Source organism: Comamonas terrae (assembly GCF_001544075.1).
Lineage (GTDB): Bacteria > Pseudomonadota > Gammaproteobacteria > Burkholderiales > Burkholderiaceae_C > Comamonas > Comamonas terrae.
Genome location: NZ_BCNT01000029.1, coordinates 19,318 through 35,638 on the forward strand (window position 1 = coordinate 19,318; position 16,321 = coordinate 35,638).

General features: G+C 60.0%; 13 protein-coding genes and 1 tRNA gene. 1 reads left to right on the plus strand and 13 read right to left on the minus strand.

Features of this window, described 5'->3' with window-relative positions; genetic code table 11:
• Positions 1-92: 92 nt before the first annotated feature.
• The 13 genes from Cte04_RS21510 to Cte04_RS21570 all read right to left on the minus strand — a co-directional run bounded on the left by Cte04_RS21510 (position 93) and on the right by Cte04_RS21570 (position 15,188).
• Entirely contained in the window at positions 93-1,544 is a 1,452-nt protein-coding gene (locus Cte04_RS21510) for a sensor domain-containing diguanylate cyclase (protein ID WP_083526799.1), read from the minus strand.
• A 77-nt stretch (positions 1,545-1,621) separates the two neighbouring features.
• Positions 1,622-3,892, minus strand: coding sequence for a putative bifunctional diguanylate cyclase/phosphodiesterase (locus tag Cte04_RS21515; RefSeq protein WP_066483874.1), 2,271 nt, complete (start codon positions 3,890-3,892; stop codon positions 1,622-1,624).
• An 808-nt stretch (positions 3,893-4,700) separates the two neighbouring features.
• Positions 4,701-5,093 (minus strand): hypothetical protein, encoded by a 393-nt coding sequence (locus Cte04_RS21520; protein ID WP_157082226.1) that lies wholly within the window; start codon positions 5,091-5,093, stop codon positions 4,701-4,703.
• Between the two features lie 916 nt (positions 5,094-6,009).
• Entirely contained in the window at positions 6,010-6,192 is a 183-nt protein-coding gene (locus Cte04_RS21525; protein WP_083526800.1) for a hypothetical protein, read from the minus strand.
• Between the two features lie 219 nt (positions 6,193-6,411).
• Positions 6,412-6,912, minus strand: a complete 501-nt coding sequence (locus Cte04_RS21530; RefSeq protein ID WP_066483887.1) for a hypothetical protein — start codon at positions 6,910-6,912, stop codon at positions 6,412-6,414.
• 177 nt (positions 6,913-7,089) lie between these two features.
• Complete coding sequence (locus Cte04_RS21535; RefSeq protein ID WP_157082228.1) at positions 7,090-7,335, minus strand: hypothetical protein; 246 nt, start codon at positions 7,333-7,335, stop codon at positions 7,090-7,092.
• Positions 7,336-7,369: 34 nt separating this feature from the next.
• Positions 7,370-7,672: a hypothetical protein gene (locus Cte04_RS21540; protein WP_157082230.1), complete on the minus strand. Its 303-nt coding sequence runs from the start codon at positions 7,670-7,672 to the stop codon at positions 7,370-7,372.
• Positions 7,673-7,818: 146 nt separating this feature from the next.
• Complete coding sequence (locus Cte04_RS21545) at positions 7,819-8,910, minus strand: site-specific integrase (protein WP_066483877.1); 1,092 nt, start codon at positions 8,908-8,910, stop codon at positions 7,819-7,821.
• A 9-nt stretch (positions 8,911-8,919) separates the two neighbouring features.
• A complete protein-coding gene (locus Cte04_RS21550) occupies positions 8,920-9,216 on the minus strand; it encodes a DUF6538 domain-containing protein (RefSeq protein ID WP_157082232.1) in 297 nt (98 codons plus the stop codon).
• A gap of 112 nt (positions 9,217-9,328) precedes the next feature.
• A tRNA-Ser gene (locus tag Cte04_RS21555) sits at positions 9,329-9,418 on the minus strand.
• 178 nt (positions 9,419-9,596) lie between these two features.
• Positions 9,597-11,894, minus strand: coding sequence for an NADP-dependent malic enzyme (locus Cte04_RS21560; protein ID WP_066483879.1), 2,298 nt, complete (start codon positions 11,892-11,894; stop codon positions 9,597-9,599).
• A 165-nt stretch (positions 11,895-12,059) separates the two neighbouring features.
• Positions 12,060-13,547: a nucleobase:cation symporter-2 family protein gene (locus tag Cte04_RS21565; protein ID WP_066483880.1), complete on the minus strand. Its 1,488-nt coding sequence runs from the start codon at positions 13,545-13,547 to the stop codon at positions 12,060-12,062.
• A 453-nt stretch (positions 13,548-14,000) separates the two neighbouring features.
• On the minus strand, positions 14,001-15,188 hold the full coding sequence (locus tag Cte04_RS21570; protein WP_066483881.1) for an MFS transporter: 1,188 nt from the start codon (positions 15,186-15,188) through the stop codon (positions 14,001-14,003).
• Between the two features lie 118 nt (positions 15,189-15,306).
• On the opposite strand from Cte04_RS21570, the gene Cte04_RS21575 reads away from it, so the two are divergent.
• Positions 15,307-16,305, plus strand: coding sequence for a LysR family transcriptional regulator (locus Cte04_RS21575; RefSeq protein ID WP_066483882.1), 999 nt, complete (start codon positions 15,307-15,309; stop codon positions 16,303-16,305).
• Positions 16,306-16,321: the final 16 nt, after the last annotated feature.

Here is a 16,321-nt window from a genome sequence, read left to right on the forward strand (position 1 = left end):
GGCTGGCAGCATGGCAAAGCCTGGACCGGCAACCATGCTCAGACGCCGATCACTGCGGAAAGGGGGCATGCGCTGACAAGCCTGTCCCGCATCTAGGCCAAAGGGGACATCGACAGCACGACCTTGTTTCGGCCTTGGGCCTTGGCGTCGTACAGTGCCTTGTCGGCCGCATGGATGACTGCGGATACGTCCGCATCCTGCTCCGGTGTCCACGTGGCTGCGCCAATACTGGCAGTGATATGGCCGTATTCGCTTCCCGAGTGTTCAATGCAAAGGCCGGAGATGGCCGCTCGAATATTTTCGGCAATATGAGCGGCACCTTCTGGCGAGGTATCCGGCAAGACCACGATGAATTCCTCGCCGCCATAACGCGCTGCACTGTCTGCCGGCCGGCGGATATTGTCGCCAATGCATTTGGCCACGGCCGTCAATGTGTCGTCGCCGGCTTGATGTCCGTAGGTGTCGTTGTAGACCTTGAATTTGTCGATGTCGACAAACAACAAGGAGAAAACGCTGCGGGTCCGTCTGGCCCTGCGCCATTCTCCATCCAGGATTTCGCCAAGTGTGCGGCGGTTGCTCAGCCCGGTGAGCCCATCGGTCCGAGCCAGCATTGCCAGTTCTGACTCTGCACGCAGCCGGCGCCTGAGCTGTATTCCAAAGGCAAAAGACAGACCGATGAAAGCTGCCGCGAGAGCTCCCATGACCGTGGCAATGAGAAGAGCACGATGCCGCCAGACAGCATATATATCGGTATGCGCCTCTGCCACCATGATGATGAGCGGGAGATTCGGCAGGTTCTTGAAGTAGTACAGCCGCTGGACGCCGTCGATGACCGAGGTGTCCGAAAAACTTCCTTCCGTTGCCGAGAGAAAATGCTTGAACGTGCTTGCGTCGCGAATGTTTCTGCCTATGACTTTTTCATCATAGGGCTGGCGCATGATCATGGAGCCGTCACGCCCTATGAGCGCCACCGAGCCATGCGGCCCCAATGACAGGGACGCAAACAGCTTGCGGAAGTATTCCAGCTGAACCGCGATCAGCACGACGCCGGCGAAAGAGCCATCGGCACGCGATATCCGGCGACTCAGCGGAATGCTCAACGAGCCGCCGCGCAGCCGTGATGCATAAGGCTTGCCGACGTACAGGCCTATGTTGGGATCGTTCTGATGCACCTTGAAATATTCGCGGTCTGAAAAGTTTCCCTTTCTAGGCACTTCGCTTGCGGCATCGATCACGGTATTGCCCTCGGCATCCAGCACCAGGATGGAACCCAGATATGTCGCGGTTGCAGCGCGATCGAACAGGGCCATCGCTCTCAGACGAGGTGAGGCTGCCATCAGTTCGGGGTCATTCACTCCGTCGACTACGTTTTGCAGCGACAGTGCGTAGAGCTCGAAATTGCGTTCGATATCGTGTTCCGCAAGGAGCGCGACATTGCGCGATGCTTCTGTGGCATGCGCCATGGCATCCAAGCGGCTTTGGTACAGGGCCATTGCACAGATGGCAGCCATCGACAGTGCAATCAAAACTCCCGCGATCATCATCGCATAGGGGGCGGTGAGCCTGCTGTAGTTCCATATGGAGGAAAGACAGCGAGGCGATTGGTTTTTTTGGGCGTCTTTCACCGCTCTCTTCCTGTCCGTATATTCCGGCCGAGCAATTGCTCGATGAACTGACCCGACTCCAATGGGCGGCCCAGCAGGTAGCCCTGGGCAATGTGACAGCCATGCTGCTGCAGGAAATCAAGCTGGGCTTGTGTTTCGACGCCTTCTGCCACGACCGTCAGCCCAAGACTCTTGCCCAAAGAGACAATGGTCCGTGCAATGGTTGAATCCGCTCTGGAGTCAGGGACGTTTTGCACGAAGCTGCGATCAATCTTGAGGCATTGGATGGGAAAGCGGGACAGGTAACCCAGGCTCGAGTAGCCTGTGCCGAAATCGTCAACGGCCAGATGCACGCCCAGTTGGCGCAAGGCACGCATTGTGGCGGCTGCCTCGTCGGGCTTGTGCATCATCATGCTTTCGGTGATTTCAAGTTCAAGCCGGGAGGCTGGCAACCCCGAGCATGCCAAGGCCTGGCGGACTTTCTCCAGCAGTGCTGGGTCCTGAAATTGCTTGGCCGAAAGATTGACGGCAATGGTCAGCCACCTGTCGAGACTGCGGCTCCATGACATGGCTTGGATGCAGGCGGTGCGCAATGCCCATTCGCCAATGGATACGATGAGGCCGGTTTCTTCAGCCAGCGGAATGAATTCCGCAGGAGACACAAGGCCTCTGACCGGGTGCTTCCAGCGCAGCAAGGCTTCAGCTCCGATGGTCCGGCCGCTGGCAATATCGACCTTGGCCTGATAGTGAAGTTCGAAAGCCTCTGTTTTGACGGCTTCCCGCAACTGGTCCACCAGCTGCAGCCGTGTCTGGGCAGCGTGATCCAGCGCGGGAGAAAAGAACGCCATCTGGTTGCGTCCGCTCTTCTTGGCGCGGTACATGGCGACATCCGCAAGACTCAGAAGGCTTTCTGCATCGCTGGCGTCCTGTGGATATATGACGACTCCAAGGCTGGTCGTGAGCTGAATCTGCTGACCCTGTATGAGATGTGGCTGGGCGACTGCGGCCAGGATTTTTCTTGCGGTGGCTCCGGCAACATCCACGTCGCCGAGCTGATTCAATACGATGACGAACTCGTCGCCCCCGAGCCTATAGATCGCATCCATGGGACGTACACAGCGCTCCAGAGCCTGTGCTACTTCCTGCAGCATGGCATCACCCGCGCGATGGCCCAGGCTGTCGTTGATGCTCTTGAAATCATCCAGATCCAGCAGCATCACTGCGAATTGGACACTTTGGTGCTGTCCATTTCCAATGGACAGATTCAGGTCATGCTCAAGCCGTATCCGGTTGCCCAGCCCCGTGAGACTGTCATGGGTAGCTTGTTGCTTGAGATGGTGGTTGGCGATTTCCAGTGCACGTGTACTGCGCCGAACCATTTGCGCCAGTTCGACAGGGCGCATGAGCATGGATCGGATCAAGGCAGCAATGGCCGCTGCTATCAAAGCCGCCAGCAGACTCCCTGTCACGCGAGTGGAGTTGAAGAAGGCGTCGGGATCGACCGGCGAGACGGTGAGCTGCCAGCGGCCTCGCGGAACACCAATGGATGTAGTGGCCGAGGCCTCGGTGACTGGTGCTGCGCTGCGTAGCAGCGTCTGCGGCTTGCCCGTAACCGGATGAGTGCGCCAGAGGTGATAAGCAAGCCCCTGCTGTTTTAAATAATCGAACTGGCCTATGTCCTTTACAGTATCCAAAAGCACCACTGCACTGACAAACCCCCAGAAATGCTGGCTGCCTCGGTTGTCGGCAATAAACACTGGATAGCGGCCCACGAAACCTGGTTTTCCCTGTCGAAGCTGGGCGGGAACGGCAATATGGAGGTCGTGAGCCGCCATGGCCAGCTCCGCTTCTTCCCGGCTCTGCGGATCGTTGAGCAGGTCGTGGCCGACAGGGCCTTGGTGAGCCGTGGCAGGAAACACATTGCGAACCACGCCGCCAGGGGCAAGCTGCACGTTGTCTACCCCGGAATAGAGGGGGAGCAGTTCGCCTGACAGCTGCTCGATGCTGGCCAGATCTGTGGGGTGCTCGCGAAGCACCACAGCCATGGCATAGGTGATCGACAGCGTTCTATTCACCAGCTGCTGCACCAGTGCCCCATGTGCAGCAGCTGTTTCGGTGAGCTTTCGCTGGCGCTCGGATGCTTGTACCCGGTCAATGGAAACCACGATGACCATTCCAATGCCCAGCCCCAAAACAAACGCCAGGCTCGCGAGCAGATTGGCCTGTCTCGTCTCGGAGGACCGTGCTCTCGGTGGCTTGCTCGCTGGTAAGAGAATGGATGTGAGCATCGGCCCCTTGCAAAGATGACGATCGTGGCGTAATGGCTGCTGAATATCGCGATGTCGCAAAGCGCAGCTCGCCGGATGACGAGGCGCCCATACGGAGGCTGCCTGCAATGGCTAGGCTTCCAGCTCGCGATGAACGGCTGCGGGTTATGGCCTCATTTGCGAACTGGCTGTGGAGCAACCGATTGCTTTGATATTTTTCTTGAATTGTGTCGGTTTTTGAAAGGATTTTTTCTTGGCCGACACTCTAAAAAAACGTGCGTTATCCGTTCATGGCACCCGTCATGCACACTGGCTGCCTTTCGAAAGGGCTGATGAAAGAATGCGCCAGTGCTGGCAGGAATTAGGCAGGCGCAGCTTTGGTCGCCCGGGTTGCCAGGACGGAAGCGGGGGGCAGCTTTGCTTGCGCACGACAGACATCAGTGAAGAAAGCCGGGAACCCTTGCCTAACTGTGCTGCGAGGCTCGGCTGTGCGAGCGACGTGCGAAATTTCTTGGGCTGGGTAAGCCACGTCTCAGCCGTTGTGGCTGCGGTGCATATTCGCGTCGTGGTTGGACGGAATTTCTGCCTTGTGTGTACCAGTCTGGCAGAAGGGTTCTATGGCCGCGTGCATATTCCGGTTGTACTGAACGACTGTGTCAGCCATCACTGACTAGACTGCCGGCCGCTCCGTCCGGCCACAAGCGGGCGTGACAACATTCTTGGTACTGCTCATGTGCTTTATGGAAACTTCTCCAAATCGATGGATTAGTTTTACTTAATTAAAATTGCCTAAATGATAGAGACGGAATTTTTATCATTGCTCGATTTCTTACGCTCGACCGCTTTGCTCAGTACCTTTGTACTTGAAAGCCATACCGTCAGGCGCGATAACGAAGATGGGTAGATTACCAAGCATGGCCGCATGCCGCTTTGCGCAGTCTCCGTCCATGCACGGGTCATCATAAAAACGGATACCGCCATCCGAGCCACAGGGGACATGATTGTTCCTGTATGAAGTCGGCTTTCCGATGGGGATGACTAATTCCTTCAAATGGGGGACGGCGCCCCCTCGGGGGCCTTGCTGCCACGCGCGGATATCTTGCTCTTCAAGGGGGAGTACCAACTCGTAGTGGCACAACCATTCATCATCGAAGCCCGTTTGCTTTTTTGCACTTGTCCAGCGCATTTGCAGGCGCGGTGCCGGTAATTTTTGTTTAGGCATGCTGCTGCACCTCCTGCGCCGCGGCGCGTTGTGCTCCACCAATACCTTGACTTGAGCTGTAGCTCCAGGTTGTAGCCGATCTACTCAGCGTTTGGCAGACATGCCGCCACGAATTTGTAGCGACAGGTAGTCGGCAGCTGCTGCCGGTCTTCAAGCGCAAGCAATCCAGCTACAAAACCATGTGATTTTTGTACCGCGGCCAAGTAAGCGTAAGGGCGAGATTCGCTGATCCCAGTCCCCGTCTTGAGGCTATCTTTCTGTGAAGGAGAGCGAGCTGTGCTCCAGATGCAAAAAAGCCACCCAAAGGTGGCTTGAGACGCGTTCCCGACAAAGCTAGAAGACGTTATGGGATCGTGGCGAGTCAATGTCCTCTAGTTGCGGCTGCTCCTTTTCCTTCTTCTTTTTGTCTTTAGCAAAAGAAGCCTTTTTGTCATGCTCCCGGAGGGAGGGATATGCATCACGAAGTGAGAACATCAGTTTCACGGTATCCCAAATGGGAGGGTCAGATACGGGGATAGGGTTCTTTGGCATATAGACCTCCGGTCCGTGGTGACGAAGCAAGATGGATCGTCTGGATTCAGAGTACGCTTTTTGAAGTCCTCAATTCGTAAACGCGAGAAAAGTCGGTAGCTGTTACCAGTGAAGCCCTTTCGGACGGCTGACAGCTGTGCTTCAGTTATCCAACGGTTCAGGGGAAACAACTCTTTCCGCTTCGGGATCTTGCGGGATAATTCTGTCCTCATCTCCGGGATATGCTGGTTTCTGAGGCGTTTCCCATGGGACGCTTCCGCTTCCGGAAGCCGGACTTTCATCCGGCAGTTTGCCCGCACCCGAATGGGTTGGCTTTTGAGAAGTGGCTGGCATATCAATCCTCGAAGAGCCGGCCCCGGTGTGCAAGGCCGGCCCAGATCACGCATTAAAGCTGATTCTGTTTCTGGGTGTTCTGTCCAGCCTGCTGGCGGTTCGCGTTCTGCTGCTGTTGCTGGTCAGTGCGCTTTTGCGGCTGCTGCTGATGCCCCGGCTGATTCTGGTGAGGGTTCTGCTGGTGTTGCTGATTGGGTTGCTGGCTGGTGTGGTTCTGATTGGTTTGCTGATTCATCGTTTAGCTCCTTTCCGTTGCGAAGGCAGATCCCTGTGACCTGTCTTGCTTTCTAGGGTGGACAACCTGCATGGGTTTGCCTGTAGGTCTTTTTAGACATTGGCATTGCATTGCGTAAGCGATTGCTAACCTGAATCTCCTAGAGAATCCTAAGGATTTGCTGACACATCCGCATACGTAGGAGACAAAATTTCTTCATCGGATCCCACCCCCGATTACTCAGCTGACCTTGCGATCTTCGCCCTTGGCTTCTTGCATGGCTTCCGGCTCCAGCTCTTCGGCAGAGCGGTTGAGGTGGATGAATATGCCCCATCCCGTCAGCAACAGGGCGACGGCCCCGATCAGCAGTGCGGCATAGACAAGGTCTTCGGGGTTGCCCTGAGCCTTGAAAACGGCAACCAGGCCTTCGACAGCCAATGCAACAGACAGCACCACCAGGAAACGCGAGAGAAACCGGCGCACCCGTGTCGGGCCGCTGATGTGGGCTTCGCGAACGACCTCTTCTTCAGCAATCGTCTGGGCGATTTGCAAGGCGACTACGCCGGAGGCCAGAATGCCGAGGGCCTGCACGATGCCCAGGGCTGAATCGGTATCCAATCCCTGCGACAGGGTGTCCCAGCTCTTGAGCGCGGCAATCCAGACCAAAGCCAGCGCTGCCAGCGAGAACAGCAATGCGATCAAGGCGTGGAGCAGTGCGAAAAGAACACGCAGGGACTTCATAGCCGAGGCCAGTTTGGCAGCTGCGCTCGCGCCCTTGGCCACATGCACACGTCTGAACCGCGAGAAGGCTGCCTGTTTAAGAAGACTCCAAGCATCACGACAATCGATGCAGCGCAATGTAGGAGCTACGCTGTACCCAGTGTCTCTGGACTGCGGAATGCTTGTTTCGTGACCTGATTAATTCTGACGCCGCATGGGTAATGCACTGAGGATGTCTCCGAGTAATTCCGCATCCGTTTGGCCTGCTATGACATAGATGGCGGTACCTGCACCCGTGCTGTTTGGTATCACTGCCGCTTGGCGCTCGTACATGACTTCTTCGCCAGTGAGCTGGTCAAAAGCACGGTAGGTATCCAGGTCTTCGACCTCAAGAATCTTTCCGCCTAAAGGTCCACCCACAAATGTTGCATTGATCTTGTTCATAGGGACACCTGAATCCTTGTTCAAGGAAGCACCTTCATGTCTGCTTTGTTTCACAGCGTATGAAGGAAGGGAGCAGGTTTCCCGATATGGCCAGGTTGACTTCTATAGCCACCGACCCGGTTCGTGGGCCGCGCAGCTCAATGACAATTTGGCGAGCGATATCAAAAATGGCCTGGTCGTCATGGTTGGACATGTAGCGCAACCACGTGGTGATACGCTCTTGAGGAGCGCTGTGCTCGCACCATATGCCGAGCGTTGAAGTGATTTCGTCCGTCAAACCAGCTCGCGTATGCAAGTCTGGGTCAACACCAAAGTATTGCGCCGTCGTGAGAGGCATGGACGTCAGGAGTTCAGGGTAACACATACGGTCTGGCCATCCCGAACACGTTGGGATAGCTATGGGACCGCGATGCGGGCAAAAATCGTGCGAGCCGAACAATCAAATACCGGCTTGCTTTGAGCTGGGGCCAAAAAAAGCCCGCATCAGCGGGCTTTTTTGCGCGGAAGGGAATAGGGGCCTTGTGCATAGCTCCGGGTGATTGCACGCACGAAATCCAGAAACCCGAGTGCCAGCAAGGTAGGGTGAATAGGGACTACACGATAGGTGGCAGCATTCTTGAGAGAGCGCTCCGGGCCTATCTCATCGTGGTCTTGGGCGACCTGGATCTTGATCAGCGACTGTGCCAAGTCCACATCATGGATTTGTAGCTGTGTGGCCTCGCCGACACGTAGTCCATGCCACATGCACAACAAAGGAATCCAGTATCGCGCGCCGAGGTCATCTTTCATCTTGCCTCGCCATGCCGCAGAGTCGGGGTTGTACCACTCGGACGCAAAGAGGTCATTTAACTGCTTCGCTTTGTATGGAAAGCGGGGTTTGAGTCGGCTCTCTTCGACTTTGGCGCTGATTTTTGGAAGAACTTCAAGCCCAGCGACGGGGTTCTGGTCGATCAGCTGCTTTGTCTTGGAGAGAGCGAAAGCCTCGAATAGGACATTTCTTGCAGGCCCTGAGGTATAGCCGTAGCTCCAAGGTTTCTCCTTGGCATGCAAGCGGCTTTCCAGAAAATCAAAAACGTCTGCCGAGGTGGCAGAGCGCAGAGGCTTGTTGTTGGTGTAGTCGACAAAGCGCTGCCAAATCGACAGATAGGTCGTTCGGGTTTTTGCGCTACTTGTTTGCAGATGATCCTGGTACAGAGGCGTGATGTCTGTCAGGTGACCTGCGGGCTTTGTCGGGGTGGGTTGGTGAGCTTCCCACGCCGCTGGCAATGAAGGAGGAAATACCGATGAATCTGGAGGCTTCTGCAAGTCTCCTTGCTGGCGCGCAGCTAGGATCTTGTAGCCCGTCTGCACGTATTTGAGCACTTCGTAGGTGAGTGTTTGGAACTCGGCATCAGTTGCTCTCAATTGGTAGCCGCGAAATAGCAGCAATTGGGTGACAGCGTTATGGAACTTGCCAACTTGCCCGGATGCCAGAGCACGATTGATGAGGGGCAGTAGTTCGGCGATGTTTTCAGATGCCGACTCGAATTCGTCGTCATCAAGTCCGGTCTTGCGGGCTTGGGCGTCAGCGTCCAACCCAGACAGTCAGAGTACACCCAGCTGGCCGGGGAGTTCGGGTGTCACCGATATGGTCTTGAGCCGCTTCCAGGCATTCAGCTTCAGAAAAGCTTCCTTGGCATTTCCCTGGTCCTGTTGGCTTCGTGCTGCGGCAAGTAACCGGTCGGTTTCGACCGTGAATTCGGCGCAAACGGTTTTGGCTTTTCGGTAGTCAGGCCCCAAACGCTTGATGAAGCTGGCTTTGCCGAGCTGATCCCGCAGGTCTTGGGGAATGGGGCGGACGAACTTGTAACCATGGTCGTCCTTGCGCATGTAGAGAGGCATGTCAGCATCCTGTGCCGACCGAATCTTGCGCTGCCGTTGTGTACCAGTCATTTGTACCAGTCAGGATGAAAAACTCCCTGATATATCGGCAAATCAATGACTTGGCTTGAACTGGCGGAGGCTGTGAGATTCGAACTCACGGAAGGATCACTCCTTCGGCAGTTTTCAAGACTGCTGGTTTAAACCACTCACCCAAACCTCCGGGTGGCGCAATTTTACACAAGGAAGCTGCCTGCCCAGTCCCTCCGGCAGCAGTTGCTGAAACAAATCATGCCTCTCCTGGGTCACGACAGCAGAGGCGCGGGGCACCCATGAAAAAATGCCCCGAAGGGCATTCGTGTGGGCACTGAAGCAGGCGCCCGTACAGGCGCCTGATCCGCTTAGCCGCGCAGGGCGATGGCCTGTGCAGCGGCCAGGGCCGTCATGTTGACCACGCGGCGCACGGTGGCCGAAGGCGTCAGCACGTGGGCCGAGGCAGCGGCGCCCATGAGGATGGGGCCGATGGTGGTTCCGTGGCCGCCCGTGGTCTTGAGCACGTTGAACAGGATGTTCGCGGCGTCCAGGTTGGGGCAGATCAGCACATTGGCCGCGCCGTGCAGGCTGGACTCCAACAATGCGTGGCTGCGGACGTCCTGCGACAAGGCCGAGTCGCCATGCAGCTCGCCGTCGCATTCGATGCCAGGGTTGGCTGCGGCGAACAGGTCGCGTGCGGCGCGCATCTTGCGGGCCGATGCGCGGCTGGAGGAGCCGTAGTTGCTGTGCGACAGGAAGGCGACCTTGGGGGGCAGGCCAAAGCGGGCCACTTCGTCGGCAGCCATCTTGGCGATCTCGGCCAGCTCTTCGGCGGTGGGATCTTCGTTGATGTAGGTGTCGGCGATGAACAGCGTGCCGGATTCCAGCATGACGGCGTTGACGGTCGCGAACTCGCGGGCATCCTTTTTCAGGCCCAGCACGTCCTGTACATGGGTCAGGTGGCCGTCGAACTTGCCGACCAGACCGCACAGCATGGCATCGGCATCGCCCAGATGCACCATCAGCGCGGCGATCAGGGTGTTGGAGCGGCGCACGGCGGCCTTGGCGGCTTCGGGCGTCACGCCGTTGCGGCCCATCAGGCGGTGGTAGGTTTCCCAGTACTGGCGGAAGCGCGGATCGTCTTCGGGATTGCAGATCTCCACGTCCTTGCCCAGCTGGATGCGCAGGCCGGCCTTGGCGATGCGGGCTTCGATCACGGCCGGACGGCCGATCAGGATGGGCTTGGCCAGGCCGTCGTCCAGCGCAACCTGCACGGCACGCAGCACGCGCTCGTCCTCGCCTTCGGCATAGGCCACGCGCTGCTGGTTGGCCTTGGCGGCGGCGAACACGGGACGCATGAACATGCTGGTCTGATAGACGAAGCGGGTCAGGCTCTCGCGGTAGGCAGCGATGTCCTCGATGGGGCGGGTCGCCACGCCGGATTCGGCGGCAGCCTTGGCCACGGCCGGAGCAATGCGCAGGATCAGGCGCGAATCGAAGGGGGTGGGAATCAGGTAGTCGGGACCGAAGGTCAGTTCCTTGCCCTGGTAGGCGGCGGCGACCTCGTCGCTGACGTCCTGCTTGGCCAGCGCGGCGATTTCGCGCACGCAGGCCAGCTTCATGGCTTCAGTGATCTTGGTGGCGCCGCAGTCGAGCGCGCCGCGGAAGATGTAGGGGAAGCACAGGACGTTGTTGACCTGGTTCGGATAGTCGGAGCGGCCGGTGGCGATGATGCAGTCCGGACGGATGGCCTTGGCCAGTTCGGGACGGATTTCGGGCTCGGGGTTGGCCAGGGCCAGGATGATGGGCTTGTCGGCCATGGTCTTGACCATGTCGGCGGTCAGCACGCCGGGGGCCGAGCAGCCCAGGAACACGTCGGCGCCGTTGACCACGTCGGCCAGGGTGCGGGCTTCGGTCTTCTGGGCGTAGCGGGCCTTGGAGGCATCCAGACCACCGGGGCGGCCTTCGTAGATCACGCCCTTGGAGTCGACCATGTAGACGTTCTCGCGCTTGACGCCCAGGCCGACCATCACGTCCACGCAGGCGATGGCGGCTGCGCCGGCACCGGAGACGGCAACCTTGACCTTGTCGATCTGCTTGTCGACCAGTTCCAGGCCGTTGAGCAGGGCGGCGCTGGAGATGATGGCCGTGCCGTGCTGGTCGTCATGGAACACGGGGATGTTCATGCGCTTGGACAACTCCTGCTCGATGTAGAAGCACTCGGGCGCCTTGATGTCCTCGAGGTTGATGCCGCCCAGGGTGGGCTCCAGCGAAGCGATGATCTCGATGAGCTTGTCGGGATCGCGCTCGGCCAGTTCGATGTCGAACACGTCCACGCCGGCGAACTTCTTGAACAGGCAGCCCTTGCCTTCCATCACGGGCTTGCCGGCCAGGGGGCCGATGTCGCCCAGGCCCAGCACGGCCGTGCCGTTGGTGATCACGCCCACCAGGTTGCCGCGCGAGGTGTATTCGGCAGCGCAGGAGGGGTCGGCCTGGATGTCCAGGCAGGGGTAGGCCACGCCGGGCGAGTAGGCCAGGGACAAGTCGCGCTGGTTGGACAGGGGCTTGGTCGGGGTGACGGAAATCTTGCCCTTGACGGGGCTGCGGTGGTATTCGCGGGCCGCGTCGCGCAGGGCTTGTTCGGCGGTGGACAGGTTTTGTGTCATACGAAAAATATCAGCAAGTTGCTAGTCGGAGCTTACCGGAAGGCAAGAGGGTTTTGCGGTCAGTTCTGTTTTGCCCGAAGTGCATCGACGACAAACCCCCTGACGCCTTGTGTGCGGCAGGGGGTCTGGGCCGGCGGGTGAGCCAGCGTTTACTAAGGTGCCGCTTTAGTGAGCGTCAGCCTGGCGTGCTGCATTGATGGCAGCGCTGTTGTCTTTGGCGGCTCCGTTGAAGAAGAGGTTCAGCAACACAGCGGTAATCGAAGCCAACAGAATACCGGATTCGATCAGCGGATGGATGGAGTGGGGCATCCACTGGCGGAAATTGGGCGCTACCAGGGGAATCATGCCCACGCCGATGGACACCGCCACGATCATGGCGTTGTGCTTGTTGTCGCGGAAATCCACGTTGGACAGGATGCGGATGCCGGTGGAGGCCACCATGCCGAACATCACCAGGCCGGCGCCGCCGAGCACCACGGTGGGCAGGGATTCGATCAGCGCGCCCATCTTGGGCAGCACGCCCAGGATGACCAGGATGGCGCCGCCGGCCACGCAGACCCAGCGGCTCATCACGCCCGTCACGGCCACCAGGCCCACGTTCTGCGAGAAGCTGGTGTAGGGGAAGGTGTTGAAGATGCCGCCGATCAGCGTGCCCAGGCCGTCGGTGCGCAGGCCGCGGGTCAGCTCGTCCTGCGTGATCTCGCGCTTGGTCATGTCGCCCAGGGCCAGGAACATGCCGGTCGACTCGATCATCACCACCACCATCACCAGGCTCATGGTCAGGATGAGGATGGGGTCGAACACGGGCATGGCGATCTGGAAGGGCAGCACCACGGTGAACCATTCGGCCTTGGCGACCTTGTCGAAGTTCATCAGGCCCATGGCCACCGAGATCACGCCGCCGATCAGAATGCCCATCAGCACCGAGATGTTGGCGATGAAGCCCTTGGCAAAGCGTGCGATCAGCAGGATGGACAGCAGCACGATGCCCGAGACGGCGGCGCCCTGCAGGTCGGCATACTTGGGGTTGGGCACGGTGGGCAGCACCGAGAAGCCCTTGGGCACGGGGGGCAGGGCCGAACCGGGGGCGCCGGCCATGGCCTGGGCCTCGGCCAGCCACTTCAGGTGTTCGGGATTGGGCACGGAAGGAGCGGTCGGGCCCACGGGGTTGCCGAAGATCCAGTTCACGCCCACGCGCATCAGGCTGATGCCGATGACGGCAATGATGCTGCCTGTCACCACCGGCGGGAAGAAGCGCAGCATGCGGCTGATGATCGGCGCTATCAGGATGGAGACCACGCCCGCGCCGATGACGGAGCCGAAGATCACTCCGGCACCGGCAGTGCCGCCCGTGGACTGGGCCATGGAGACCATGGGCGCCACGCTGGCGAAGGTCACGCCCATCATCACGGGCAGCTTGATGCCGAACCACTGGGTGGCGCCCAGGGCCTGGATCAGCGTGACCAGGCCGCAGACGAACAGGTCGGCGGAAATCAGGTGCGCGACCTGCTCGGGAGGCAGATTGAGCGCGCGGCCCACGATCAGCGGCACGGCGACTGCGCCGGCATACATCACGAGCACGTGCTGCAGGCCGAGCGCGGTGAGTTTGCCGAGCGGCAGAACCTCATCTACGGGATGCACATTGGGTTGCATAAAAGCTTGTCTCCTCACTCCATGTATGAATACGGATTTGCTGCTTGGCGGTTGCGGGCGGCAATCCATACAAAAAGTGTATACAGCTCATAACGGGAAACATCTACCGGTAAACCCTGCGTGGGGAAACCGCGTGGTGCCGCGCGCGAACCGGTTATGCAACAAACGCATGGATGACTGTCGAAAATTGGAATGGCTATGAAAACCATAGCTTTCGGCGCCTGTATCAGCTTGTTAATGGAAGGATTCTGCTTTTAATACCAGTTGCTGATTGCGGTGTTAGCTCCTAAATCAATAGCTTTGCTCTATGTTTGTTGAACAACCGATCAGTTCCGTACTGCTTTTTGTGTGCTGCTCAGGGTAGTTAATACCTATATGCATGTAAATGGGCGCCACAGTGCGGCGCCCGCAGTTTTCACAATGAACGCCTGCCGACCTGCCGCGTACATTCTGTCAGCAGGCGGTCTTCATGGGCTGCGGGGCGGCGTTGCGGCCGGCCGGCAGCCGGTGGCTCAGCAGCACCAGCAGCAGCCCCAGGGTCGTGAGTGCGGCCGCGGCCCAGGCGATGGAGGTCAGGCCCATGCCCTGCGCGATGACTGCACCGCCGGCCCAGGCTCCCAGGGCATTGCCCAGGTTGAAGGCCGCGATGTTGAGGCTGGAGGCCAGGTTGGAGCCTGCATGGCCTGCGGCCTGCAGTACGCGCATCTGCATGGGTGCCACGCCCACGAAGGCGGCAATGCCCAGCAGCAGCACATAGGCCATCGCCAGCGGCGTGCCCGCAAAGGCCCAGCGCCCGGCCAGCAGCACGGCCAGCAGAACCAGCAGCGCGCCGGCCAGCGCACGCAGCACGCCGTGGCGGTCGGCCAGCCTGCCGCCCGCATGGTTGCCGATGGCCAGGCCAGCACCGAACAGCAGCAGCGTGATGGCGACCCACCGATCGCCCATGCCGGTCACCTGCGTGAGCAGCGGCTCGATGTAGGTGTAGAGCGTGAACACGCCGGCAAAGCCGACCACCGTGATCCCCAGGCCCAGCCACAGCTGGGGTATGCGCAGCACGGCCAGCTCCTGGGCCAGGCTGTGCGCGCCGGCCGTTGCCACATTGCGCGGCACGAACACGGCCAGAATGCCCAGGGCCGCCACGCCGACCAGGGCCACGGCGGCAAATGCCATGCGCCAGCCAAAATGCTGGCCGATCCAGGCGCCTGCGGGCACGCCGAGCAAGGTCGCCAGCGTCAGACCCGAAAACATGAATGCAATGGCCGAGGCCTTCCTCTCGGGCGGCACCAGCTGGGTGGCCACCACCGCACCTACGCCGAAGAACGTGCCGTGCGTGAGCGATGTCAGCAGCCGGGCCGCCATCAGCCAGCCGTAGCTGGGCGCCCAGGCGGCCGCGGCATTGCCGGCGATGAAAATGCCCATCAGAACCAGCAGCAGCTGCTTGCGCGGCCAGCGGCGCGACGCCAGCGTGAGCACGGGAGCGCCGACGGCCACGCCCAGTGCATAGCCTGAAATCAGCGTGCCTGCCGTGGGAATGGAAATCTGCAAATCATGGCTGACCTGGGTGAGCAGGCCCATGATGATGAATTCGGTGGTGCCGATGCCGAAGGCACCGGCGGCCAATGCGAGCAGCGAAGCCGGCATGAGGAACGTCCTTGATTGCAATGTCGAGGACCGAACTGTGGGGCCGGCAGGCGGATGGCGGTAGCCACCCGGCTGGAAACGTATTTGTTCCTTTGAGGAATCAATCTGAGGAATTCCAATGATTCGAGATCTGGAAACGTCGCCGCGAGCGGTTGCGGCAGCGGCTTCGCCAGCCGGAGAGATCAACCGCCATGCGGAGCTGGAAGTTTTTGTGCAAGTGGCCGAGCGAAGCAGCTTTTCCGCCGCGGCACGCCATCGTGGCATGACGCCCTCGGCCGTGAGCAAGACCGTGGCGCGGCTGGAGGCGCGCCTGGGCGTGCAGTTGCTGCGCCGCTCCACGCGCCGGCTCGAGCTCACCGCCGAAGGCGAGCAGCTGCTGCTCCAGGGCCGGCCATTGCTGGCCGACTGGCAGGCGCTGGAGCAATCGATCGCCCGCCAGGGCCAGCCGCAAGGCCTGGTGCGCATCAACGCCAGCACCAGCACCGGCCAGCACCTGCTGGTGCCGCTGGTGGCCGAACTGATGCAGACCTGGCCGGGCCTGCAGCTGGATCTGAGCTTTACCGACCATGTGGTGGATCTGATCGAGGCCCGGGCCGACATCGCCATCCGCTGGGGGCGGCTGCCGTCGTCGGACATGGTGGCGCGCCTGCTGGGCCGCACGCGCCAGGTCATCGTGGGCGCGCCTGCCTATCTGCAGCGCCATGGCGTGCCGCGGCATCCGGATGAACTGGCCGGCCATGTGCGCATCGGCTGGAACTACGCACGCGCCGTGCCGCACTGGCCGCTGCAGGTGGCAGGGCAGCCGGTGGCCGTACCCATGGGCGAAGTGCTGCGCCTCAACGACGGCGATGCCATGCGTGCCCTGGCCGTGGCCGGCGCCGGGCTGGCGCGGCTGTCGCTGTACCACGCCTGGGAGGATCTGCATGCAGGCCGGCTGCAGGCCGTGCTCGAGGAATTCAATCCCGGCGATCTGGAGCCCATCCATGCCGTCTACGTGGGCAAGCCCGGGCAGTTGCCGGCCCGGACAAGGGCCGTGCTGGATTTTCTGAAGAACCGCGTGGACCTGCGCCATGCCGAGACCTTCCCTGCCAGGCTGCTGCTCAACGCGGCGGGCTGACGGCGGCCCGGCGAGT